21 protein-coding genes, 1 rRNA gene and 1 riboswitch are annotated in these 23,148 nt (G+C 54.2%); of the genes, 9 read left to right on the top strand and 13 right to left on the bottom strand.

Translation table 11 applies throughout. The features are described from left to right. Window positions 1–75: ribosomal RNA gene (locus TH2_RS04110) — 16S ribosomal RNA — on the bottom strand; the annotation flags it as partial. Window positions 76–729: 654 nt separating this feature from the next. On the opposite strand from TH2_RS04110, the gene TH2_RS04105 reads away from it, so the two are divergent. Further along, window positions 730–1,482 carry a glycerophosphodiester phosphodiesterase family protein gene (locus TH2_RS04105; protein WP_008889136.1) on the top strand — a complete coding sequence of 251 codons (753 nt, stop codon included), beginning with the start codon at window positions 730–732 and terminating at the stop codon, window positions 1,480–1,482. A gap of 98 nt (window positions 1,483–1,580) precedes the next feature. Next, complete coding sequence (locus TH2_RS04100; protein WP_008889135.1) at window positions 1,581–3,020, top strand: MATE family efflux transporter; 1,440 nt, start codon at window positions 1,581–1,583, stop codon at window positions 3,018–3,020. A gap of 77 nt (window positions 3,021–3,097) precedes the next feature. On the opposite strand, the gene TH2_RS04095 is transcribed toward TH2_RS04100, so the two are convergent. Both TH2_RS04095 and TH2_RS04090 read right to left on the bottom strand, forming a co-directional pair. Next, entirely contained in the window at window positions 3,098–4,363 is a 1,266-nt protein-coding gene (locus tag TH2_RS04095) for a hypothetical protein (RefSeq protein ID WP_008889134.1), read from the bottom strand. A gap of 148 nt (window positions 4,364–4,511) precedes the next feature. Next, a complete protein-coding gene (locus TH2_RS04090; RefSeq protein ID WP_008889133.1) occupies window positions 4,512–5,471 on the bottom strand; it encodes a helix-turn-helix transcriptional regulator in 960 nt (319 codons plus the stop codon). A 224-nt stretch (window positions 5,472–5,695) separates the two neighbouring features. On the opposite strand from TH2_RS04090, the gene TH2_RS04085 reads away from it, so the two are divergent. Genes TH2_RS04085 through TH2_RS04075 form a run of 3 tightly spaced genes read left to right on the top strand, consistent with a single transcriptional unit; the run spans window position 5,696 to window position 7,578 of the window. Beyond that, window positions 5,696–6,172 carry a low molecular weight protein-tyrosine-phosphatase gene (locus TH2_RS04085; protein ID WP_008889132.1) on the top strand — a complete coding sequence of 159 codons (477 nt, stop codon included), beginning with the start codon at window positions 5,696–5,698 and terminating at the stop codon, window positions 6,170–6,172. 23 nt (window positions 6,173–6,195) lie between these two features. Continuing rightward, window positions 6,196–7,068 carry a fructosamine kinase family protein gene (locus tag TH2_RS04080; protein WP_008889131.1) on the top strand — a complete coding sequence of 291 codons (873 nt, stop codon included), beginning with the start codon at window positions 6,196–6,198 and terminating at the stop codon, window positions 7,066–7,068. Window positions 7,069–7,128: 60 nt separating this feature from the next. Beyond that, on the top strand, window positions 7,129–7,578 hold the full coding sequence (locus tag TH2_RS04075) for a c-type cytochrome (protein ID WP_157193799.1): 450 nt from the start codon (window positions 7,129–7,131) through the stop codon (window positions 7,576–7,578). A gap of 85 nt (window positions 7,579–7,663) precedes the next feature. On the opposite strand, the gene folE is transcribed toward TH2_RS04075, so the two are convergent. The 3 genes from folE to metZ all read right to left on the bottom strand — a co-directional run bounded on the left by folE (window position 7,664) and on the right by metZ (window position 10,138). Further along, complete coding sequence (folE, locus tag TH2_RS04070) at window positions 7,664–8,254, bottom strand: GTP cyclohydrolase I FolE (protein WP_008889129.1); 591 nt, start codon at window positions 8,252–8,254, stop codon at window positions 7,664–7,666. 88 nt (window positions 8,255–8,342) lie between these two features. Continuing rightward, complete coding sequence (gene apaG / locus TH2_RS04065) at window positions 8,343–8,735, bottom strand: Co2+/Mg2+ efflux protein ApaG (RefSeq protein ID WP_008889128.1); 393 nt, start codon at window positions 8,733–8,735, stop codon at window positions 8,343–8,345. A 200-nt stretch (window positions 8,736–8,935) separates the two neighbouring features. Continuing rightward, entirely contained in the window at window positions 8,936–10,138 is a 1,203-nt protein-coding gene (gene metZ / locus TH2_RS04060) for an O-succinylhomoserine sulfhydrylase (RefSeq protein ID WP_008889127.1), read from the bottom strand. Window positions 10,139–10,220: 82 nt separating this feature from the next. After that, window positions 10,221–10,295: riboswitch (SAM riboswitch) on the bottom strand. Between the two features lie 226 nt (window positions 10,296–10,521). On the opposite strand from metZ, the gene TH2_RS04055 reads away from it, so the two are divergent. The 3 genes from TH2_RS04055 (at window position 10,522) to TH2_RS04045 (ending at window position 14,298) form a co-directional block, all read left to right on the top strand. Further along, window positions 10,522–11,316, top strand: a complete 795-nt coding sequence (locus TH2_RS04055) for a TVP38/TMEM64 family protein (RefSeq protein ID WP_008889126.1) — start codon at window positions 10,522–10,524, stop codon at window positions 11,314–11,316. Continuing rightward, complete coding sequence (locus TH2_RS04050) at window positions 11,309–12,736, top strand: dihydrolipoyl dehydrogenase family protein (protein WP_008889125.1); 1,428 nt, start codon at window positions 11,309–11,311, stop codon at window positions 12,734–12,736. The genes TH2_RS04055 and TH2_RS04050 overlap by 8 nt, the downstream gene beginning before the upstream one ends. A gap of 80 nt (window positions 12,737–12,816) precedes the next feature. Continuing rightward, the gene (locus tag TH2_RS04045; protein WP_008889124.1) at window positions 12,817–14,298 is read left to right on the top strand and encodes an ATP-binding protein; all 1,482 of its coding nucleotides are present in this window, start codon (window positions 12,817–12,819) and stop codon (window positions 14,296–14,298) included. Between the two features lie 370 nt (window positions 14,299–14,668). Here the strand turns inward: TH2_RS04045 and TH2_RS04040 are convergent, their stop codons facing one another. The 4 genes from TH2_RS04040 to TH2_RS04025 all read right to left on the bottom strand — a co-directional run bounded on the left by TH2_RS04040 (window position 14,669) and on the right by TH2_RS04025 (window position 17,884). Continuing rightward, window positions 14,669–15,277, bottom strand: a complete 609-nt coding sequence (locus TH2_RS04040; RefSeq protein ID WP_008889123.1) for a DNA-3-methyladenine glycosylase I — start codon at window positions 15,275–15,277, stop codon at window positions 14,669–14,671. 3 nt (window positions 15,278–15,280) lie between these two features. After that, window positions 15,281–15,568 (bottom strand): YciI family protein, encoded by a 288-nt coding sequence (locus TH2_RS04035; RefSeq protein WP_008889122.1) that lies wholly within the window; start codon window positions 15,566–15,568, stop codon window positions 15,281–15,283. A 19-nt stretch (window positions 15,569–15,587) separates the two neighbouring features. After that, on the bottom strand, window positions 15,588–16,169 hold the full coding sequence (locus TH2_RS04030) for a TetR/AcrR family transcriptional regulator (RefSeq protein ID WP_008889121.1): 582 nt from the start codon (window positions 16,167–16,169) through the stop codon (window positions 15,588–15,590). Window positions 16,170–16,324: 155 nt separating this feature from the next. Then, entirely contained in the window at window positions 16,325–17,884 is a 1,560-nt protein-coding gene (locus TH2_RS04025; protein ID WP_008889120.1) for a TrkH family potassium uptake protein, read from the bottom strand. Window positions 17,885–18,267: 383 nt separating this feature from the next. Between TH2_RS04025 and TH2_RS04020 the strand changes: the two genes are divergently transcribed. Next, window positions 18,268–19,755, top strand: a complete 1,488-nt coding sequence (locus tag TH2_RS04020; protein ID WP_008889119.1) for a sensor domain-containing diguanylate cyclase — start codon at window positions 18,268–18,270, stop codon at window positions 19,753–19,755. An 88-nt stretch (window positions 19,756–19,843) separates the two neighbouring features. Here TH2_RS04020 and TH2_RS04015 read toward each other — a convergent pair whose 3' ends face one another. The 3 genes from TH2_RS04015 to TH2_RS04005 all read right to left on the bottom strand — a co-directional run bounded on the left by TH2_RS04015 (window position 19,844) and on the right by TH2_RS04005 (window position 22,963). Further along, window positions 19,844–20,851, bottom strand: a complete 1,008-nt coding sequence (locus TH2_RS04015) for an aspartate-semialdehyde dehydrogenase (RefSeq protein ID WP_008889118.1) — start codon at window positions 20,849–20,851, stop codon at window positions 19,844–19,846. A gap of 328 nt (window positions 20,852–21,179) precedes the next feature. After that, window positions 21,180–21,368, bottom strand: a complete 189-nt coding sequence (locus TH2_RS04010) for a DUF3012 domain-containing protein (protein WP_008889117.1) — start codon at window positions 21,366–21,368, stop codon at window positions 21,180–21,182. A 137-nt stretch (window positions 21,369–21,505) separates the two neighbouring features. Then, window positions 21,506–22,963: a TrkH family potassium uptake protein gene (locus tag TH2_RS04005; protein ID WP_008889116.1), complete on the bottom strand. Its 1,458-nt coding sequence runs from the start codon at window positions 22,961–22,963 to the stop codon at window positions 21,506–21,508. Between the last annotated feature and the right edge of the window lie 185 nt (window positions 22,964–23,148).

The raw sequence follows: 23,148 nt of genomic DNA, 5'->3' as shown, positions 1-23,148 counted from the left end.
ACCTTCTCGTCCGACTTGCATGTGTTAGGCCTGCCGCCAGCGTTCGTTCTGAGCCAGGATCAAACTCTCATGTTCAATCCAAGCTTGTCTCATAGACAAACTCTTCAAAATTAACGTCTGCACATTTTGGTGGTTACCACAAATCAATCTGAATAAATCCAAATCGATCCGTCGTCTCCAGGATGCACAGACTGTAGCGCCATAACGCTGCCCGCGCATCCCTTCCTTCTGATCTACAATGTCAAAGAACTCTAGGACCGTAGCCCCGAAACCGTCCAGTCCGCGTCGCCGTCTCGTTGGCGCCGCACCCCGTCGGTGGAGGCGGGTTATAGGGCCCCTGTCCCGACCTGTAAACACCTTTTTTCGAGATTTATCGAGATTTTCGGCGATTGTTTTTTTCACCCCCGAAACGGTCCGCACAAACCCTCGGCTTTCGGGGGTTTCGCGTAGAAATCGGATATATGCATAGCTCGACCCACATCGGTGCATAACGCCGAAAACCATAGGAAAAACCGACTCTGCGCCAATAATTACAATATGGAGTCCAATGACTTCGCAGCAAAAACGAAAAAGGAAACGTTCAAATCGCAACAAGATTTTCGCTTTTTCACACAATCCAAGTCGCGTAAGAGAATCGCATTGATGTTCTTGCAGCACCAGAACAGCCGATGGCCTGATCCATCATCTGTTTTGGCGGTTGCAGCCCCACATATATAAAAGGCCATATCCGTGATCGATATCCCGCACATTGTCGCCCACCGCGGCGCTTCGATTGAAGCCCCGGAAAACACCATTGCCGCATTCCGGGTTGCCGGCGCACGCGGCGCCAAATGGATTGAGTGTGATGTCACGCTAAGCGCGGATGACAAATGCGTGCTTATCCATGACGACACGCTTGAACGGACCACCAACGGTACCGGCCCCATCCATCACAGCGATTTTGACACCCTGCGCAATCTTGATGCCGGGGGATGGTTTTCAGACATATATAAGGGCGAACGAATCCCCAGCCTGAAAGATACGCTCGAAACCCTGTATTTCATGGATATGGGGGCCAACCTTGAAATCAAACCATCTGGTTGCGATCCGGTGCGCCTGTGCGAGGAAGTCATCAAGGAACTCCGCACATCAAAGACCGTGCCGCCAATTCTGATTTCAAGTTTTGATGACACCGCCGTTGCCCATATGCGCAAACATATGCCAGATCTGCCGTGCGGCTGGTTGCTGGAAACCCTGCCGAAAAACTGGAAGGCCGAGTATGCGTGCCTTGGCGCATCGGCCATTCATATTGACCACAAGGCACTGACACCGGTGAGTGCCGCCGAGATTGTCGATGCTGGTGTCCCGTTGGTTTGCTATACCATCAATGATGTCGAACGCGCCAAGGAGCTATTTTCCTGGGGAGTAACATCGGTGATTACCGATGATCCGGCCAAATTGCTGATGGCGATTCCCCGCCGACCGTTCGCCGCCCACAGATAGATCCTGGATCAAATCAAACCAGGGCGAAACGGCATCATGGCTCTGATCGCCACCACGACCCAGAGCCTGATCGCCAGATAAAAACAGGAAACAGTCCAATGTCCATTGCCCCACAAGATGGTGCTCCGGCTCCGCCGCCACTTGATCCGGCGCTTGATCCGACACTTTCGCCAACCCCGCTTTATCCCAATAACCGGGTAAAGCGCCATCTAAGCGAATTGTTCAGACTGGCCCTGCCGGTGACGATTGCCCGTCTTGGCATGCTGATCATGGCAGTTGTCGATACCATTGTGGTTGGCAACTATGACAGTGCGGCACTGGCCTACCTTAATATTGCACATGCACCCTTCACATCCTTGATGGTGACCGGCATCGGACTTCTGACCGGGGTCATGGTCATGACATCGCATGCCAAGGGTCGCGACAACCTGATGGCGGCCGGGGCTGTGTGGCGCAATGCCATGCCTTATGCTGTCCTGATCGGCATTGTCTTTACCGTTCTGACCATGCAGTCGGACTGGCTGTTTAAAATCACCGGTCAGCCGGTCGAAATCACCGACCATGCCGGCGATCTGGCCATGATTCTGGCAATCGGAATGCCCGCCGCTCTTATTTACATTACCTGTGCCTTTTTCCTTGAAGGATTGCAGCGCCCACTGCCGGGCATGGTGTTGATGATCGCAGCCAACCTGGTCAACCTCGTTCTTGATTACGGGCTGGTTTACGGGGCGTTTGGTTTGCCGGAACTGGGGGCCGAAGGTGCGGCTTGGACATCAAGCGTCATTCGCTGGTTCATGGCGCTTGGTCTGCTTGGGTATATCCTGCTGATGAAAAGCCATCATCTTTATGGCATTCGCAATGGCTTTGCCGGGTGGTGGCGCGGATCGCGCGATGCCCGCCATCTTGGCTATGCTGCTGGTGCCAGTCAGGGGATGGAAACCGGCGCCTTTGCCGCCATGCAGCTTTTCGCCGGCCGTCTTGGCGTTATTGCCGCGGCAAGTTACGGCATCAGCATGACGCTTTTGGCATTGATGTTTATGGTAGCACTTGGTCTGGCGTCGGCAACATCGGTTCGGGTTGGCATTGCCTATGGCAGGCGGGACCGACCGGACATGGCGCTTGCAGGATGGATTGGTCTTTTGACCACGATGTGCGTGATGCTGGCCCTTAGCATTCCGCTTTATCTGTTCCCCGATGCGGTTGCGCATCTGTTTACCCAGGATGTCGCGGTGCTTGCCACCACGGTTTCAGTGCTGATTTTGATGCCGATCATTTTCCCGACCGATGGTGGACAGAATGCCGCGATCAGTGCGCTTCGCGGGGCTGGCGATAAATGGGCACCAACGATTTTGCATCTGGTGTCCTATATCTTTGTCATGATCCCGGTTGGCTATTACCTGTCATTCGTTCTTGAGATGGGGGTGCGCGGCCTGTTCTGGGGGATTGCGATTGCAAGCCTTGTCGCGGTCAGCGGGCTGGCGATCCGGTTCCTGATCGTGTCATCGCGCGACATTCCGGAACATCCCGAACAGATCTAGGCATCGACAGCCAACAAAAAAAAGCGCCGCCGGTTTCGCCCGGCGGCGCTTTTTTTTAATCCATGCCATGCACGTGATCAGGAACGCGCGGCATCAAATTGGCGCTTAGGCATCAAAAGATCACAGAACGGCAGGACCAATGTGTCGAATGCCGATGCGGCGCGCGCAGCATCAATCCGGATGATATGCTGTTCGATATCGCGCTGGGTGGCAAAGTCGCCAAGCGGTTCCAGTTCCGGCAAGGCATCGACCATGATCGCGTAAAATGCGACCTGATCCTCCCGCGCTGTTCCCGCCGCCAGATTGCCCAGATGGTTATAAAGCGCCATCGCCAGGAACCAGCGGCAATAGGGCATCAGACCTTGCAAGATCTCGGAGCGTTGTTGCGGCTGGACATATTGTTGCAGGTCATGATCAAGCCAGACGGCATTTTGCACCCCGGCCACAAAGGCATTGCGAAGGGCGGGATATTCATCACTAAAGAACACGGTCGTCAGCCAGGACGAAACATCATCAAGGGCTGCACGGCGCGATGCCGGTGTGCTGTCATTCCCGAAATCAAGGGCCGGCATCGGCGGTTTGCCCGACATGGCAAGACTTGCCACCGCCGGATCAATCAACGCGTTGGCAAGCCAAGCCTGATGCCAGATTTTCATTGGCCGGAAATAGGACTCCTTCTCCGAACCACCGGCTTCGATCCAGCTTTCGATCAGGTGTGCGCGCCCCAATGCAATACCAAGGTGCAAGGCATCTTCAAACCCCATGCCGTTTTGCAAGAAAGCATCACCGAGCATATCTTCAAGCAAGGGCAGCATGCTTGTGACATTGTCTGACCGAAGTCCCGCACCAAGTGGCTGATAAAATGATGCCGCATCACTGTGCCCAAGAATGGCGCGGGCATGCTTGGCAAAATCACCCCAGAAAACAAGCTTTACCGGTTCGGCGCGTTTGCGCCAAAGCGGGCGGGTCATGTGCCAGTTTTCGCATTCAAAATTGGCCATCGGCAGGGCATCAACTAGGCGCGCCAACGGCTTGGCCACCGCCAATTCCAGATCATCCTCGGAGCCGACATGGCCGATGGACAGACGCCAGCCCGGTTCTTCATGCGGATGACGATCAAGCCACAACATCGCAAACCCGGTCGCATTTGACCGGCCCGCTGCCGGGGCAACCAGATCAAAAAACAGCGACAGCGGTGCTGGCATTTCCGGCACGCTATGATCGGTCAGTGCGTCCCCAACGGTCCATGTTTTGACCAAGACATCATCGGCATCCGGTCGATCGTCAAAACGCGGCGGCAGAAAACCGGAATATTCGTTTGCAGGACGGATGGGGTCAGTCATGGCAGCCTCATGGATGCGAAGGGGCACAATGATCTAAGCAAAATCATTCATGGCGCTGCTGATACCCAAGGAAACCGGGCAGGTCAATCACGCTGCGATCAAAGCGTTGCACGTTGATCGCAGCGACCATTTCCAGAGTCAGCAGGCATCACGCCCGGGTCAAACCGGCATGGCCGATGCTGGCCTCGCGGTAGACCGAGGGCGGCATCGCCATCAAACGTCTGAAATCGCGTGAGAAATGCGCGTTATCTGTAAAGCCGCACCAGAACCCGATTTCTCCAACCGAGAGGGTGGTGCCATATAAAAGCCGGCAGGCTTCGCGTACGCGCACCAGACGCAAAAGGTCGGAAAACCGGCTGTTGGCCTGTTGCAAGCGACGCTGCAATGTGCGCCCTGATGTATCAAGCGCAGCAGCAACTTCATCAATGGTCCAACTGCGCCCGATGTCATGTTCCAACACCGTACAAAGTTGTTGCACGATCGGGCGCTGCGCCCCGATTGAGGGCGCGGTACCGGGCATATTGGCCATGAATGGATAGGAGGACGAAACCTGTTCGAAGCTGCCCCAGTTAATCCGAAAACGAAGGCCACGACCGGAAAATGCCAGTTTGTCGCTAATGCGGCCCTTGCGAGTCACGCGCACTGCCGGACCGTGGCTGGGTAAGATGGTGGCGTCAATATTCTCGGCCCCGGCCGCCTCAAGCAAGCCGATCAGGAACCCCAGCAAAAGCAGGTTTTCCACCCGTGCCGGTGGCTGACCACGCACGACCCCGCGATGGATGGTCATGGATTTTCCGGTAACGGAAAAATCGCTGCGCGCACGCGCGTGGGAATAGCCTTCAAGCCGGCGCCAGCGATCTGCAATCACCGACGGTGTTGCCGAGTGACGCAACATGGTCAGGATCGGTTCCTGTTCCTTGGCGGCAAGATACCGCCCAAGACGCACCAGCACCGCCGGACCATTGATCTCTTCCAGTGCGAGCATGATGCTGCGCAGCTTGGCAGAAGTGACAACCGTCCCGCCCGGGACAAGGTCATAGCCCCGCGGCAACCATGCCAGTTGCCGGATCAGGGCAACATGCAAACCAAAAGAAACAAATTCCTGCATCAAAACGCGCCAAATTAAAGGTAATTGGCGCGATCATACAAACTAATGACCGACCTGTCAGTGTCACATTCAAAATGTCACGAAGCTGTTACATTGGTAGCGATTTTTAAAAATCCGCTGAGATGGAGATCACCTAGTGCAACGACAAGCCATTGCCGACCAGGTGCGGGCATGTCACTTTTAAAACATCTCCTGCCCCTTTCCAGACAAAACGGATTGATAGCGTGATCAAGGTTCTTTTCGTCTGCACCGGAAATATATGTCGTTCGCCCACGGCCGATGGTGTTTTCCGCAAGATGGTTCGCGACGCCGGACTGGATGCCCATATCAGCGTCGATAGCTGTGGGCTGTCGGCCTATCATGTTGGTGAACTGCCCGACCCGCGATCGCGTGAAATGGCAAAAAGTCGCGGCATTGATTTAAGCGACATTCGATCCCGCAAGATCAGGCCTGCCGACTACCACGAATTTGACTATGTTCTGGCCATGGATGACGGGCATCTGCGCGATATGCGCCGCCAGGCACCCAATACCCATCAGCACCGTATTGAGCTGTTTCTGGATTATCATCCGTCGATGGCCGGACAAAGTGTCCCCGATCCCTATTACGGCGGTGCCAACGGGTTTGTCGATGTGTTTGACATGATCGAGGAAGCCTCAAGCAACCTACTGTCGCACATCCGCGAAAAACACGAAATCTAGGAGTCCAGCCCCCGGATAGGATTATGGACAAACGCGCGCTTGCAGATTTGATCAAACGTCACGCCGGGGCGTCGGTGCGATCCGTCGTGCCACTTTCCGGCGGGTGCGTTGCCAATGTGATGCGTGCCGATCTGGATGATGGGCAGCAACTGGTGATCAAGCACAGCCCGACAAATGATGCGCAAAATAATGCGGGTCTTTTGATCGAAGCGGAAATGCTGCGTTATTTCAAAACGCACTCGCCGATCCCCTGTCCCGAGGTCATCCATGCCGACGCAAATTGTCTGGTGATGACATTTATCGCCAACGACAACCGAATGACTGGACATGTGCAGCGCGACCTTGCCGAACAGTTGGCAAGCCAGCATCAGGTAACGTCCGAAACGTTCGGACTTGGCTTTGACACTTTAATAGGCGGCCTGGCGCAACCAAATACACCCGAGGAAAGCTGGATCACGTTCTTCGCCGAACACCGTTTGCGCCATATGGCACAACACGCACATCGCGAAGGCAAGCTTCCGGGTAGTATGGCCGCACGCGTTGACCGATTGATCGACAGGCTTGGTGATCTATTGCCAGACCAGAGCACGGCGGTACTGCTGCATGGTGACTTGTGGGGTGGCAATATCCTGTGTCAGTCTGACAAACTTGCGGGCTTGATTGACCCGGCGATCTATTACGGCGATCGGGAAATCGAACTGGCCTTTGGGACGTTGTTTGGGGATCTGACACCGGAATTTTTCGCGCGGTATGGTGAAATACTGCCGATAGAGCCGGGGTTCTTTGAAGAACGCCGTGATTTGTATAATCTTTATCCGTTACTGGTCCATGTTCGCCTGTTTGGCGGCCATTATGTCGGTTCGGTTGACCATATCCTTGCCCGATTTGGGCACTAAAGCACGTGAACAAACACAAAATACCATCAGTTAGGCACACCTAGAATGGGGAAGAGAGAGTTGAAAGTACTAGCAGGAGCCGCCATCGCCTTGACCATGACGGTCAGCATCGCCGCCATCGCCCACGAAGGGGCGACCGGTGTTGTCAAGGAACGCATGGAAGGCATGAAGGCCATTGGCCAACAGGTCAAAATCATGGTCCCGATGATGAAGGGTGCATTGCCCTACGACCCGGATCAGGTCGCGAAAGCCGCGACGATTATCGAAGGTCATTCCGGCGAAACCTTTACCGCCCTTTTCCCGGAAGGCAGTAATGACAAACCTTCTGAAGCACTGTCAGACATCTGGGAAGACTGGTCAAAATTCACAAATCTGGCAAACGAACTGCACGCCAAGGCCAGCGATCTTAAATCGGTCGCAGTTTCCGGCGGATCAGAAGACGATTTCAAGGCATCACTTGGTGAAATGATGCAAACCTGCAAATCCTGCCATAGCGATTTCAAGGAATAGATCGCGCGAATTTGCGGTCCCGACGCAAAAAAGGTCGCAGCATTTTAGTGCTGCGACCTTTCTTTTTGGATCATCTGACAGCGTCTTAGCGACCGATCATGGCAAAGAATTCGCGGCGCGTGATCGGATCATCGCGGAATGCGCCAAGCATCCGGCTGGTGACCATTGATACGCCGGTCTTGTGCACGCCACGGGTGCTCATGCATTGGTGATTGGCATCAATCACCACCGCCACACCAAGTGGATCAAGTTCTTCCTGAATGGTGTTGGCAACCTGTGCGGTCATCTTTTCCTGAATCTGCAGGCGTTTGGCATAGACCTCGACCACGCGGGCCAGTTTGGAAATGCCAACAACACGGCGGCGCGGCAGATAGGCGACATGTGCCACACCAATGATCGGCACCATGTGATGTTCGCAATAGGATTCGACGCGAATGTCGCGCAGAACGACCATTTCGTCATAGCCGTCGGTTTCTTCGAATGTCCGACGCAGAATCTCGGCCGGGTCCTGCTGATATCCAGCAAAGAATTCACCATAAGACCGTGCCACACGGTCAGGGGTTCCGCGCAAACCTTCGCGGTCGGGATCATCCCCGGCCCAACGCAGAAGTGTCCGAACCGCTTCTTCTGCTTCTTCGCGTGTCGGACGCTTCACCGGGTTATGTTCGCTGCACATACCAAATCCTTTGTCATTTTATTACAGGATTGAACCTGCCTTGGTGGGGCTCACGGCCCGCGCTACCTGATACTGTTTTTTGACGCGATCAGTTCACAGTGTGTTGCCCATGCGGACTGTCCAGCGAAAAGGCTGGAATCGCAATATCAAAATGATTACCGTCCATATCCGTCATTTCGAAAGTGCCCACCATGAAGCCGCTTGGCGTGGTCAGTGGCGCGCCACTGGTGTAGTTGAAACTTTCGCCACATGCCAAAACAGGCTGTTCGCCGACAACACCCGGGCCTTTGACTTCCTGGGTTTCGCCGCGCGAATCCGTAATCCGCCAATGACGGTTAAGCAACTGAACAGTTTTCGAGCCGAGATTCTCGATCTCGATGCGATAAGCCCAAATGTAACGATGGGTGTCCGGGTCTGATTCGTCCTCAAGGAACATCGGCTTTACCGATACCTTGATGTCGTGGGTTACGGTCGAATACATGCATATCTCCGGGCCAAGTGTGTTCCAGTCAATTTGCATCAGCCAAGAATGCGATGGATGGACCCTTTATGTAGACAATCCTTCCCGAAAGTACCAGTCAGCAGTCAAAACAAACTGGCATTATCCCCCGGATCGGAAACGAAAAGGCCCGCACAATGTACGGGCCGGATCGATGTCAGGATTACTGTTGGTCCATGCTTTTAAACGGCAAGGGCCGCCAACAGGTCTTCCTTGAGGTCATCAATATCTTCCAGACCGACAGATAGACGCAGCATGCCCTCGGTAATGCCCATTACAACCTTGTCCTCGGCCGGTACACGCTGATGCGTGGTGGTCCAGGGATGGGTTGCAAGGCTTTTTGCATCGCCAAGGTTGTTGGAAATATCAATCAGCTTGAGATTATCAAGCAACGAGAAGGCTGCTTTCTTACCACCGGCAAGCTCGATTGCGATCAATCCACCACCACGGCCAGACATTTGCTTCATTGCCAGTTCATGCTGCGGGTGACTTTTCAGCCCCGGATATAGAACGCGTGACACTTGCGGCTGTTCCGTAAGAAACTCAGCCAATGCAGTTGCATTGCGAATATGCTGATCCACGCGCAGGCTAAGTGTCTCAAGCCCCTTAAGAAGAACCCAGGCATTGAACGGGCTCATGCTTGGCCCGGTATGACGCAGGAAGGTGGTCAGATGTTCGTCATGCCATTCCTTGTCATTAAACAGGATCGCCCCGCCAAGGCAGCGCCCCTGACCATCGATATGCTTGGTCGCGGAATAGACGACAATATCCGCCCCCAGTTCCATAGGCTTTTGCAGGATCGGTGTGGCAAAGACGTTATCGACAATCACTTTGGCACCGGCCTTGTGCGCCAGTTCGGAAATGAAGGCGATATCAATAACCTCAAGGGTCGGGTTCGACGGTGTTTCAAGGAAAACCGCATCGGCCGGTTTCGAAAGTGCCTTCTCCCAGGCGTCCTTGTCCGTGCCGTCCACCAGTTCGGTCTCAACACCAAACCGCGGCAAAAGCGTGGTCAGGATAAATTCGCACGACCCGAACAGCGCACGTGATCCAACCACGCGGCCACCGGCCTTGGTGCTGGCGGCCAACGCATTCCAGACAGCCGACATACCCGATGCCGTCGCGCGGCAATATTGCGCGCCCTCGATCAGGGCGAGGCGTTCTTCGAACATACCAACGGTCGGGTTGGCGAAACGCGAATACACAAAACGTTCCGGACCGCTGCCATCAAAGGAGGCCTCTGCCTCGGCGGCAGTTTCATACACATAGCCGGAATTCATAAAGATGGCTTCGGAGGTCTCGCAGAATCCGCTGCGCGCTGTACCGCCACGCACGGATCGGGTCGCCGCGCGCCAGTTGTTGGAAGCCTTTTTGTCGGTCGTCATCGTCTTGCTCCTACATGCCCGGAATGTATGCATACCGTAATCCGGACACAAAAAAACCCTGACCGGCATGAATGGGTCAGGGCCGAAGCCATAGCACCCCTCTTTAGCGATTTTTTACGTGGCCGCAAGCCGGTCGACAAATCCCACGATGCGCAGACGATACGTCCAGTTTTCCCCTACGTCAAGCGCCACTCCCTCAGGTTTATTGCGCATGTTCCTAAGCCATCCGGCCAGGCTTTGTACAATTTGCCCTCACGCAATGGTGAAGGCAGTTCATAAGCAAGTTTTGAAATTTCTCTCTAATGTTGGGTCAAATAATGCGATCCTATCTTCAGGGATATGCATTTCGACCCGAACGAACGACTTGCAAGAGCCTGAAATCAATGACCAAAACCAGTTCAATGGCGTCACACTTGTCCGACCAGAAACCAGATACCCATAGCGAAATCAAAGGCACGTCAAAGCCCCTATGGCGCAAGCTTTTGCCGGTGATTGTTCTGGTTGTCGGACTTGTCATTGCATGGGCCAGCGGCGTTGTGGATTTGCTGTCTTTTGAGTCCCTGCGTGAAAACCGCGACCTGTTGCAGGGCTTTGTTGCCGATAACCCGGTTTCCAGCGTTCTGGTCTTTATGGGGCTTTACGTCGTTTCAGTCGCACTTTCCCTGCCAATCGGGTCAATCCTGACCATCACAGGTGGCTTTCTGTTCGGGGCGTTTCTTGCTACCAGTTATGTTGTGGTCTCCGCCACCATTGGCGCGACGATCGTTTACCTTGCAGCCCGCTATGCGTTTTATGATCTGATGCGCGCCAAGGCCGGAAACGCCGTCCGCAGGATGGAAGAAGGCTTTGCTGAAAACGCGTTCAGCTACCTGATGGTTTTGCGCCTGATTCCGATCTTCCCGTTCTGGCTGGTCAATCTTGTGCCGGCCCTTCTTGGCGTCAAACTGCGATCCTTTGTCTTTGGCACCATGATCGGCATCATTCCGGGCACTTTTGTTTATGCGTCCATCGGGGATGGTCTTGGCGCGCTGTTTGATCAGGGCAAGACACCTGATCTTGGCATCATCTTTGAACCCCGTATTCTGACCCCGATCATCGGGCTTGCCGTGCTGGCGCTTTTGCCGGTGGCCTATAAGAAATTGCGCAAACGTAAAATCGGGGCGAACGCCGATGAATAAGATCATCACGACCGATATTTGTGTCATCGGGGCCGGATCCGGCGGCCTTTCCGTTGCCGCCGGTGCGGTTCAGATGGGCGCAAAGGTTGTCCTGATTGAAAAGGGCAAGATGGGCGGTGATTGCCTTAATACCGGCTGTGTTCCGTCCAAGGCCCTGCTGGCGGCTGGCCATGCCGCGGAAAATGCACGCAGGGCTTCACGGTTTGGCGTATCGACCGGGCCGGTGGAAATCGACTTTGGCCGGGCAATAGACCATGTTCATTCCGTGATCGCCGGCATCGCGCCCCATGACTCGGTCGAACGGTTCGAAGAACTCGGCTGCACCGTCATTCAGGCCGAAGCCCGGTTTGCCGGTCCGGGTGAAGTCGTTGCCGGTGACACCACAATCAAGGCCAAACGCTTTGTCATCGCCACCGGATCGCGTGCGGCCGTACCGCCGATCCCGGGGCTTGAGACCGTTTGCTATTTCACCAATGAAACCATTTTTGAAAATCGGGTCCGCCCCGAACATCTGATCATCATCGGTGGCGGCCCCATTGGTCTGGAAATGGCGCAGGCCCATCATCAGTTGGGTGCGAAGGTCACCGTGATTGAAATGGGCACCATCCTGCCCAAGGACGATCCGGATCTGGTGGCTGTTGTTCGCGACCGCATCAAGGCCGATGGCATCAGCCTTTATGAAGGGGCAAAAACCAAGGAAATCCTTGATGTGAATGACCAAATCAGGGTCGTGATCGAACATCAGGGTATCGAGATTACCTTGGAGGGCAGCCACCTGTTGCTGGCAACCGGACGCAAACCCAATGTCGAGAATCTCGGCCTGAAGGATGCCGGTATTGAATTTACCGACCGCGGTATTTCCGTCGATGCGCGATTGCGGACATCAAACAAAAAGGTCTTTGCCATTGGCGATATCAACGGCGGCCTGCAATTTACCCATATGGCGGGATATGACGCAGGCATCGTCATTCGCAATGCGCTGTTCCGTCTTCCGGCCAAGGTCGATCACAGTGCCGTGCCATGGGTGACCTACACCAACCCGGAACTGGCACAGGTCGGTCTGACCGAAAAGGCTGCCCGCGAACAATATGGCGATGACATCCGCGTTGTGACCTGGGATTACGCCGAAAATGACCGCGCCCGGGCAGAGGTCGAAACCGAAGGCTTCATCAAGGTCATCACCAAACCAAACGGCCGGATTCTGGGGGCTGCCATCGTCGGACGGCAGGCGGGTGAACTGATCGGTGTCTGGTCACTGGCCATCAGCAAGAAGATCAAGATCGGCGCGATTGCGGGCATGATCGCGCCTTACCCGACCCTGGGCGAACTTTCCAAACGCGTCGCCGGGGCCTGGTATACGCCCAGCCTGTTTGGCGAAAAAACCCGCAAGCTTGTACGTTTCCTGCTGAGGTTCGCATAAGCGGCTTGCTTGCCATCGCGCAGGAAAACAAGCATCTGTATTGCTGTACTTTTTTCGTTTTATCGGCCTAACATCATTTAATGAATAACCGGCATCTGAAATTGCCCCCATGGGCCAAATCGCTTTCCGCGCGCCTTCTGGTGCTGACGGTAAGCTTTGTGATGCTTGCCGAGGTGTTTGTCTTTGCCCCCTCCGTCGCGCGCTTTCGGATTGACTGGTTAAAGGCACACCTTGATTCAGGCTACCTTGCGGCGCTTGCCCTTGAGGCCACCCCCGATCAAATGATCCCCGATGATCTTGAACGCGAACTTCTGTCCAATGCCGGGATCGAGGCGGTCATCCTGCGCCGCGAAGATCGTAAATTGCTGCTACAACGCGATGATATGCCAGCCAAGGTCGACAAGGACGTCAATCTGAGCGATTTCTCGATCCCGATGGCCTTGATGGAGGGGCTGGCAACACTTTCCCAGACCGAAAACCGGGTATTGCGCGTGGTCGGCATGCCCTCCATGGCGCCGGATTTCGAGATCGAAGTCCTTGTGCATGAAGACCGCCTGACCGAGGCGATGCGTAATTTCGGTTGGCGGGTGTTTGGCCTGTCACTCATGATTTCGTTCTTTACAGCCGGGCTTGTCTATTTCGCGCTCAACCGGTTGTTGGTGCGCCCGATGCGCACCCTGACCAGCGATATGATCCGTTTTCGCGAAGATCCGCAGGACAAGGCATCGCTGATCAATCCGGGCGAACGTGATGATGAAATTGGTGTTGCCCGCCAGGAACTCGCCATGATGCAGCAAGACATTCAGGCGATGCTCAATCAGCGTCGCCGACTTGCTGCCCTTGGCACGGCCGCCACCAAAATCAGCCATGATCTGCGTAATGCACTGGCGACCTCGATGCTGATGACAGAACAGCTTGCAAAAAGTGAAGATGACGAAGTCCGTGCCGTGGTGCCGCGCCTGTTGTCATCGATGGAACGTGCGGTTTATATCAGCGAACAAACCCTGTCCTTTGCCCGCGAAACCCCGCCGCCGCGCGATCTGGCAACCTTCACCCTGATTGAACTGATCGAGGAAATCCGCGATCAGATCTTGCTGCAAAAATGCGAACCGTTGCTTGATGGCGGCATGGGTGAAGCACCTGCGGCCATTGAACCCTGCCCGGCGCGCATTGAGATCGACCTGCCTGACGATGTCATGCTTGAAGCCGACTATGACATGCTGTTTCGCGCCTTCAGCAACCTGATGCGCAACCCGCTGGAGGCCGGGGCGACCACCGTCACCCTCAGTCACAAAATTCAAACCGAACCTGAAAAGGGTGACGAATCGGCAAGACCCCGCCGCTCTATTGAAGTTTTCATAGCCGACAACGGGCCGGGATTGCCCGAAAAGGCAATCAAGAACCTGTTCGTCCCGTTTGCCGGCAGCGGGCGGCAAGGCGGCACCGGACTTGGCCTTGCCATCGCACGCGAACTGATCAGCACCCATAACGGTGAACTTCGCCTCACTGCAACAGGGCCGGATGGTGCTGTTTTCACAGTCAAATTGCCACTTGGTAACTGATTTCGCGGCATTCATGTGCTGCAGCGCATCTGATCGATAGATTTTTTCTATCTATTTTTATTTTATATTCGATTTTATCTTTTGATCAGCATTTGCGACCTTGGGTTATGGCGATGCCGGACTTGATCCCGATCCCCGATCCGCTCCTGACCCAAAGTTCGGTATCGCCAAACTCGCTTGAGTGTGCACCGTATTCTTTTGAAGCCTTCCTACCCCTGTTGCACCCTCCCTTGACGTTGGCACCTCAAGTGAGACCGCATGTCGAAGACCCCATAATCCTTGCCGGATTATCATCAGGGGATCTGAAACGGTCCCCGCCCTCAAAACCCCTTGTCCAGATTTGGACAAGGGGTGTTTTTTTGACATCACATCAGCTTGGGCGGACCAATGAGGCACGCATGTCGTCAATCTGTTGGCGCAAAAAGCATCCTTGCGCGTGATCATTGATCAAGCCCATCGCCTGCATGAACGCAAACACCGTGGTCGGTCCGACGAACTTCCAACCGCGTTTTTTGAGATCCTTGGAAAGGGCAACGGACGTCGGCGACGTCGACATCGATTGTGGCGGGTCCACTTCATCCGGTTTCGGTTCAAACCGCCAGAAATAGGCGGCAAGTGACCCTTCCTCGGCCACCATCTCGCAGGCCCGTTTGGCATTGTTAATGGATGCCTCGATCTTGCCGCGATGGCGGATGATCCCGGCATCACCAAGCAGTCGTTTGACATCCGCATCATCAAACTGCGCGACCTTGTGAAAATCAAAACCGGCAAAGGCTTTGCGGAAATTTTCGCGCTTGGTCAGGATCGTGCGCCAGCTTAATCCCGACTGGAATCCCTCAAGACAGATTTTCTCAAACAGCCGGATGTCATCGGTCACCGGAAAACCCCATTCCGTGTCATGATAGGCGTTAAATTCCGGCGCCGCATCACACCAGGCGCACCGGCATTTTCCATCCGTTCCGATTGTTGTTTTGCTCATTGCTCAGGCCATCAGGAAATCAAGACGTTGATCGGCACGCGCGGGCGAGATTTCCAGAATCTCGGCGCTAACGATCCCTTCGACAACGAACGGATCTTCGTTCACGCGGGTTTCAATCTCGTCGCGTGACACACCATGGGCCAGAACCGCACCGCCCATATTGGGTTGCAGGCTGCCGACCATCAGAAAAACACCATCATCAAAGCCCTGCTTGATCCACGCTTTGTGCGCGTCCACGAATTCCGGGGCCTTTGGGCGGTTTTCGGCAAATTTTAAAAAGATCGCAAACATCGTCTACTCCCTGTCTGGATTATTTTTTGCGGGCAAGATCGGCAATCTGATCGTCCAACCAGGCGCACATCAGATCGACCTCATGATGCAAGAACCGGTCATCATCAAACGCATTGGCAAGGGTCGCCACACCTTGACTTCGGCCAAGGATATGCATGGCCAATTCATCGGATTTGTCGCCAAAACCCAACCGTTCGAACTGACGGCACAACCAACTGCGAAACAGGGTAAACAGCGCCGCGGCATCGCTTTTTGCCGCGTGGTTCAGTTTCGCCAGTTCTGACGACAACGTACCCACCGGGCAGCCGTATTTTCGGATTTTCTCGCCATTGACGATCAGGATATGGATGAAACTTCGAATACGCTCCGCCGGGTCTGATCCGGCAATTTCCCAGCGATCAAGCATCTGCTCGGTATTGGCAAGGCGGCGATTGATCACACCATCAAGGATGTCATCCTTGGTCTTGAAGTGGTGGTAAAAGTTGCCGCGCGATATGCCGACGGTGGCTGCGATATCGGCAAACGATGTTGCCTCGAACCCGTGCTGGTAAAACAGCAGGTCTGCTGCCTCGACAATCCGTTCTCGTGTTTCTGCTGCCATTTTCCGATATGCCGCCCGATCGACCAAGAATTAGGACAAATGTCCCAACCCCGAAATTAGGTCAATTGTCCTATTCTGTCAATAAGACAAAAAAACACCCGCAAGCATCACCTGCGGGTGCCGGAAAATTCGGTGATAAATATCCTGGGTTTCGATCAGTCGCGCCAGAAGGCCGGGAACAGCAGAACCAACACGGTAAACACTTCAAGACGGCCGATCAGCATGCCAATCGACATCAGCCACTTCGCCCCGTCCGGCAGGGTCGCAAAGTTGCCCGACGGACCGACAATCGGGCCCAGTCCCGGTCCGACATTGGCAATCGCTGTGCCGGCACTCGAGACTGCGGTGATAAAATCAAGCCCCATCGCGCCAAGTGCTGCGGCCAGAACCACAAAGCAGAACACAAACAGGAAGAAGAAGCTCAGAACCGATTCCGTAACATCTTCCGAAAGCGGTTTGCGGTTGTAATAGGCAATGAAAACGCCATGTGGACGCAGCATGTGCGAAAGCTGGATCTTGGCGATTTCATACAGAACCTGAAGGCGGAAGATCTTCACCCCGCAGGTTGTCGATCCCGCACAGCCGCCAATAAACATGACAAAGAAGAAGACCGTCACCGCAAACGGGCCCCAAAGCCCGTAATCGGTGGTGGCATATCCCGTACCGGTCATCACCGAAACAATATTGAAGGACGTAAAGCGCAGCGCATAAAGGAAATCGACATTGTTGGTTTCCGAATGCCAAAGCGCGAGGCCGACAACGATGGAAACCGCAATTGTGATAAACCAGCGCACCTGACTGTCGCGGAACAAGGCCCGACCCTGTCCGCGCAGCATCTGCAGATACAAAATAAACGGCAACGCCCCCGTCGCCATGCCAAGGGTGATGATCACATCAATCGTCGCACTGTCATAATGCCCGATCGACGCATCCTTGGTCGAAAATCCGCCGGTCGCAATCGTCGTCATGGCATGCGCAATCGCATCAAATGGCGTCATGCCGGCCGACCACAGCATAATCGCCCAAAGGCCCGTGAAGCTCAGATACAGCATCGCGATACCCATCGCAATCTGGGTTGCGCGCGGGAACGCCTTGTCCGATTTGTCGGAGTTTTCCATGCGGAACAGCTGCATCCCGCCAACGCGCAGCATCGGCATGACGGCAATCGCCATCACGATAATCCCGATCCCGCCAAGCCACTGCAACAGTGCCCGCCACAGCAAGATCCCCTGCGGCGCACTATCAAGGCCGACAATCACGGTCGATCCGGTGGTGGAAATGCCTGACATCGCTTCGAAAAACGCGTCTGTATAGGACATATCAAGATCGGAAAAGGCAAATGGCAGCGCCGATGCCGCCGTCAGAACCAGCCAGCTCAGCGTGGTCAGGATAAACGCCTGGCGTGAATTGATCTTAAGATTGTCCATGCGGTTCATCATGATCAATGCCCCGCCGACAAACAGCGACACAAAGGACGCCGCTGAGAACACGATCCAGTCACGCTGCCCGTAGTAAAGGTCGACCAACGCCGGAATGAACATGCCAATCGACAACGTACAGAGCAAAATGCCGACGATGAAAAGAATGGGACGGAAATCGATCAATGAAGCGCCTCTTGGCACATACACCGCGAAATCCCCCCGGACAAACGGCATATAGTGCGTCTGATGTTCTGTTTTCGGAAGCCACTGCATACCCGAAAATTCGGTCTGCATGTACCCCCTTCATCACAAGCAGCGAAATTCTTGGCATATGGGGCCACAATGTCCAGCCATTTTACGCGGCTGTCACATCTGTTTTTGGCTGTGTTTTAGAAAATCCGACGCACATCCTATGGCTAAATTAGTAAATTAATGAACGTTCGTCATTTTATGGGAACGCGCCAGCAGGTCGTCGGGCGCATAATTAAATCTCTTGCAGTTTACGCAAACTATTCAATGATTTCAGTGCCCTGCATTTATCGCAAAAATGAATTCCACCGAGTTATCAGGTTTTATTTCTTCTCTGGATTTCGCTCAAAGGCAGTAAACCTGCCTGACTTTGATTTTGTGTGATGCAACATAAGGGAGTTTCCCTTAGATTAGCCGGATCAAAAACGATGAGCTCAATCATCGGTGCCTGCCTTGTGACTATCCTTGGGGAGCTTCCCGTGTGGGGAAAGAAATTATACTTCGCGATCATTCTGTGCGTTCTGCTGGCGGTCGGGTTTCTGACCACGAGTTTTGTAAGCTTCTATGTCGCCCGGGATTCTCTTGAAGAACAGATTTCCGAAAGCACGCTTCCGCTGACCAGCGACAATATCTATTCCGAGATCCAGCGCGATCTGCTGCAGCCGATCTTTATTTCCTCGTTGATGGCGCATGATACGTTCTTTCGCGACTGGGCCCTTTCCGGCGAAACTGATCCGGAACGGATCACCAAGTACCTCGCCGAAATTCAGTCGCGCTACGATACGATCACGGCCTATTTCATCTCTGAAGAGACCCGGAACTATTATCACCCGACCGGCGTGATCAAACAGGTCAGCGAAGATGACCCGGCCGATGGCTGGTATTTCCGTGCGCGCGACGGGAAGCAACCTTACGAAATCAATATCGACCATGACACGGTTGATCGGTCGCGCTTGTCGATCTTTGTCAATTATCAGGTGCGTGATTATGACGGCAATGTCATCGGCATTACCGGTGTGGGTCTTGCCGTCAGTTCGGTTACCAATCTGATCGAAACCTATCAGGCACGCTATGGCCGGACGATCTATTTCATCGATACCGAAGGCCACGTCACGCTACGCGGTAGCGGCTTTGGCGATGCCCACAGCCTTCAGGAACGGCCGGGCATGCGTACCCAATCCACCAAAATCCTGACCTCGCCCGGCGCATCGATCAGTTACGAACATGGCGGTCACACCTATTTCGTCAACAGCCGCCTGGTGCCTGAATTCGGCTGGCTTCTCATTGTTGAACAAAGTGACTATTCATCTGATGCGCGTCTTCAGAACACGCTTTTCATCAATATCGCGATTTCGTTGCTGATCACGATTGTGGTCGGGCTGATCGCCTTCCTGACCGTGCGCAATTATCAGAAGCGCCTCGAAGAACTGGCATCGCGTGACAAACTGACCGGCACATTTAACCGTCAGATCTTTGACATGATCTTTGATCAGGCGGTTCAGACCTCAAAGCGCCAAAAGGCGCCCCTGTCGGTGATGTGTTTTGATGTTGATGGCTTCAAGGCAATCAACGATGGCTATGGCCATCCGGGCGGCGACGCCGCACTTCGCGAAGTTCTGACCATGGTCCGCCAGAATGTGCAGGACTCCGACGTAATCTGTCGCTGGGGCGGGGATGAATTTGTTGTTCTATTCCCCGGAAAAGATCGCAAGGAAGCCATGACAAAGGCTCGCGAACTTGCCGACTCTGTCCGCAATGCACCGGTCCGTTTCGGGCGTGATCATATTCCGGTCACCATCAGTGCCGGCATCACCGAGTATCGCGATGGCGAGGATCTTGATACCTTGATGGCCCGCGTTGATAACGCGCTTTATACCGCCAAGGCATCCGGCCGCGATCACATCTCCCTGTCCTGATCGGTCAGGCCGCGACCAGATACAAAACACCCCCGGCAGAATAGTCTGCCGGGGGTGTTTTTTTTGTTTAATTCGCTTCGGTACGCGATCAGTCGGCGATAGATGCCTCGGCGATCTGAACCGCGTTAAGCGCAGCACCCTTAAGCAACTGGTCACCGGCAACAAACAGTTCCAGACCATGATCACCAAAGATCAGGTTGGTACGAATACGGCCAACTTCGACATCATACTGTTCGGTCGCGGTCAGCGGCATCGGGTATTTGTTGTTTGCCGGATCATCGACAAGTTTGACACCCTTGGCCTTTGCCAGCACTTCACGGGCCGCCTCCGGGGTAACAACCTTTTCGGTTTCAACCACGATGGCCTCGGAATGGGTACGTTCGGTCGGAATACGAACCGCAGTGCACGATACCGGAAGGTCTGGCGCGCCAAAGATTTTACGCGTTTCCCAGGTTACTTTCATTTCTTCACGGGTGTAACCGTTGTCCTGGAAAGTATCGATATGCGGGATCACGTTAAACGCAAGCGGCGATGAAAACACCTCTGCCGGGACCGGCTTGCCAGCAAGACCAGCCGCCAGACCCTCGCGCAGTTCGTTCATGCCCGGCTGACCGGCACCCGATGCGGCCTGATAGGTCGACACGATCACTTTCTTCAGACCAAAGGCCTGATGCAGCGGCCAAAGGGCAACTGCGGCAATCGCCGTGGTGCAGTTCGGGTTCGCGATCAGTTTTGCCGTTTTGGCAAGGTGACCATTGATTTCCGGCACGATCAGCGGAACATCGTCATTCAGACGGAACGCCGAGGAGTTATCAATCACCAGCGCGCCTTCGGCAATCTTGGGCGCATATTCCTTGGCGAAATCACCGGAAACAGCAAGGAAGACAATGTCGCACTGCTTGGCTTCTTCAACAGAAAACAGTGCGACGGTCTTAGTGCCGAATTTAGTCTCCACGGTCTTGCCCGCTGAACGCTCTGACGCGAACAGGGTGAGTTCACCCACAGGGAACTTGCGATCAAACATTACATTGATCAGCTCGACGCCAACCGCACCGGTTGCGCCAATGACACCGACATGGAGATTTTCGGCACTCATAATAGTTGTCTAACCTCGCAATAAATTTGTTGTCATATTCGACTGCCGCGATCATTCGCGGGCCGCGCATTATAAGGATTAATCAAGGTAACGCAAATGTACCTTGCTGCATTGCATTCATGCGCGGTTCTGATTGGGTAAAAACGCACCGGACAACAGATTGTTCCATGGCGATTTTAAACGCGCGGACATAAAAAATCCGCCCTTCAACAGTACCACCGCCAAGCAGACGTCAAAGGGCGGATTTAGCCGCCATAAAGACGACATATCCAGACTATGAAAGAGAATCGGCTGATCGTTTTACCGTCCGATCAGGCGAATGCACTGATCACATCAGGCAATGTTTGGCGAAATCGGTCGCCTCGTTTGCCGTCCAGTCGCCTTTCGGCTTTTCCTTAAGGTCATTACACCATTCCTCGCTGCCTACCTCGGGCGAGCATGCGGAAACAGCACCAGCCAGGAAAAGGACCGCAAGGGCCCCGGCGATTTTGGTCGTGATCGTTTTCTGCAGTTTCATGTCCGTGTCCACTGTTTGTGTGTTTGTTATTAACGCTACAAACTTATACACGGCGCGAAAATGACGCAAAGTAAACCTGCGGTCTGTGGCAACCGTCACAGACCGACACCAACAATCGACAAAATGAAAATCAGGGATCAGTCGCGCCAGAAGGACGGCATCAGCAACACAAGAAGCGTCTCGAACTCAAGCCGGCCCAGAACCATGGCAACATCCAAAATCCACTTTGCGGAATCCGGCAAAGACTGGAAATTGCCCGCCGGTCCGATGATATTGCCAAGCCCCGGCCCGACATTGGCAAGTGCAGTTGCCGCCGCACTCATCGAGGTAATCAGATCAAGCCCCGTCAAGCCAAGGGCAATCGTCACCGCGATATAGCTGATGGTCAAAAGGAAGACATAGACCGTCACGGCGTTATAGATGTCGGATGTAATTTCGTGGCGATCAATGCGGCTGACCACCACGGCTGATGGGCTGCGCAGGCGCATGAAATGGGCACGAAGCCCGGTAAACACGACATACAGGCGAAACATCTTGAACCCGCCCGATGTTGATCCCGAACAACCGCCGATAAAGGTCGCAAAGAAAAACAGCATGACCGCGGCCGGGCCCCACAACAGGTAATCCCCCGATGCATAACCTGTGGTCGTAATCACCGATACAAGGTTGAACGCCGCCATGGTCAGCGACCGGAAGAAGCCGTCATCTGAAATCTGCAACAGCCGCAGCGTCAGCAAAAATGTGAAACCTGCAATGATCAGGCAGAACAATTTGATTTGCTGATTGCCGATCACGGCCTTGATCGCGCGTTTGCGCAGAAAGACCGCATAGGCGGTAAACGGCAACCCACCGAAAAACATGAACAGGATGGCAACCCAGTGCAGCGACAGGCTGGTGTCAAACTTGGCAAATGAAAGGTCCGAGGTGGCATAGCCGCCAGTAGACAGCGTCGTCATGCCGTAATTGATCGCATCAAACCATCCCATGCCAAAGATGCGATACAGCACAATGCACACCAGGGTCAGAACCGAATAGATCATCACGATCTGCAGGCACATATCACGCATGCGACCACTGAGTTTTTCGGATCGATCCGAACTTTCCATCTGGAAAAGCTGCATGCCGCCAACCCGCATCATCGGCAAAAGGGCAAGGGCGGTCACAATGATCCCGATCCCGCCCAGCCATTGCATGATCGATCGCCAGATCAGTAATCCCGGCGGCAGTTCATCCAATCCCGACAGGATTGTTGATCCGGTCGTCGTCAGGCCCGATACGGTTTCAAACACCGCATCACAGAAACTGATTTCAAGCGATGAATACCAAAGCGGCAAGGACCCGGTCAGGCTAATCGCAATCCATGACACCACCGTCAGGACATAGCCCTGACGTGCTGTCACACGCGGGCCGATATCCGACCGGCAGGCAAGACACGCCATACCGCCAAGCCCGATGGTCGTGATCGAGGCTTGGGCAAAAATTTTCCAGTCCGGATTGCCATATGCAAGATCAACAGCAGCAGGCACCATCATCGATATACCGATGATAATGACCATAACCCCGACAACGAAAAAGATGGGTTGCAGACGGAACAAGCAAGCTTCCCTGACAGCAAAAGACAAACCCGCTTGTAGCGCCAATTGACAATTGATGCATCCGGTTATTGTGCATGACACCATTGATGGCAATTCCCGCTGCCCGCTACCCACCCGACACAGGCGTCATCATTTTGCCGTTCTTTTTGCTTGTTCTTTTGCCATGACCGTTGTGTCATTCTTGC

It is taken from the genome of Thalassospira profundimaris WP0211 (assembly GCF_000300275.1).
GTDB classification, from domain to species: domain Bacteria; phylum Pseudomonadota; class Alphaproteobacteria; order Rhodospirillales; family Thalassospiraceae; genus Thalassospira; species Thalassospira profundimaris.
This window is presented reverse-complemented; position numbering and strand designations above follow the sequence as displayed.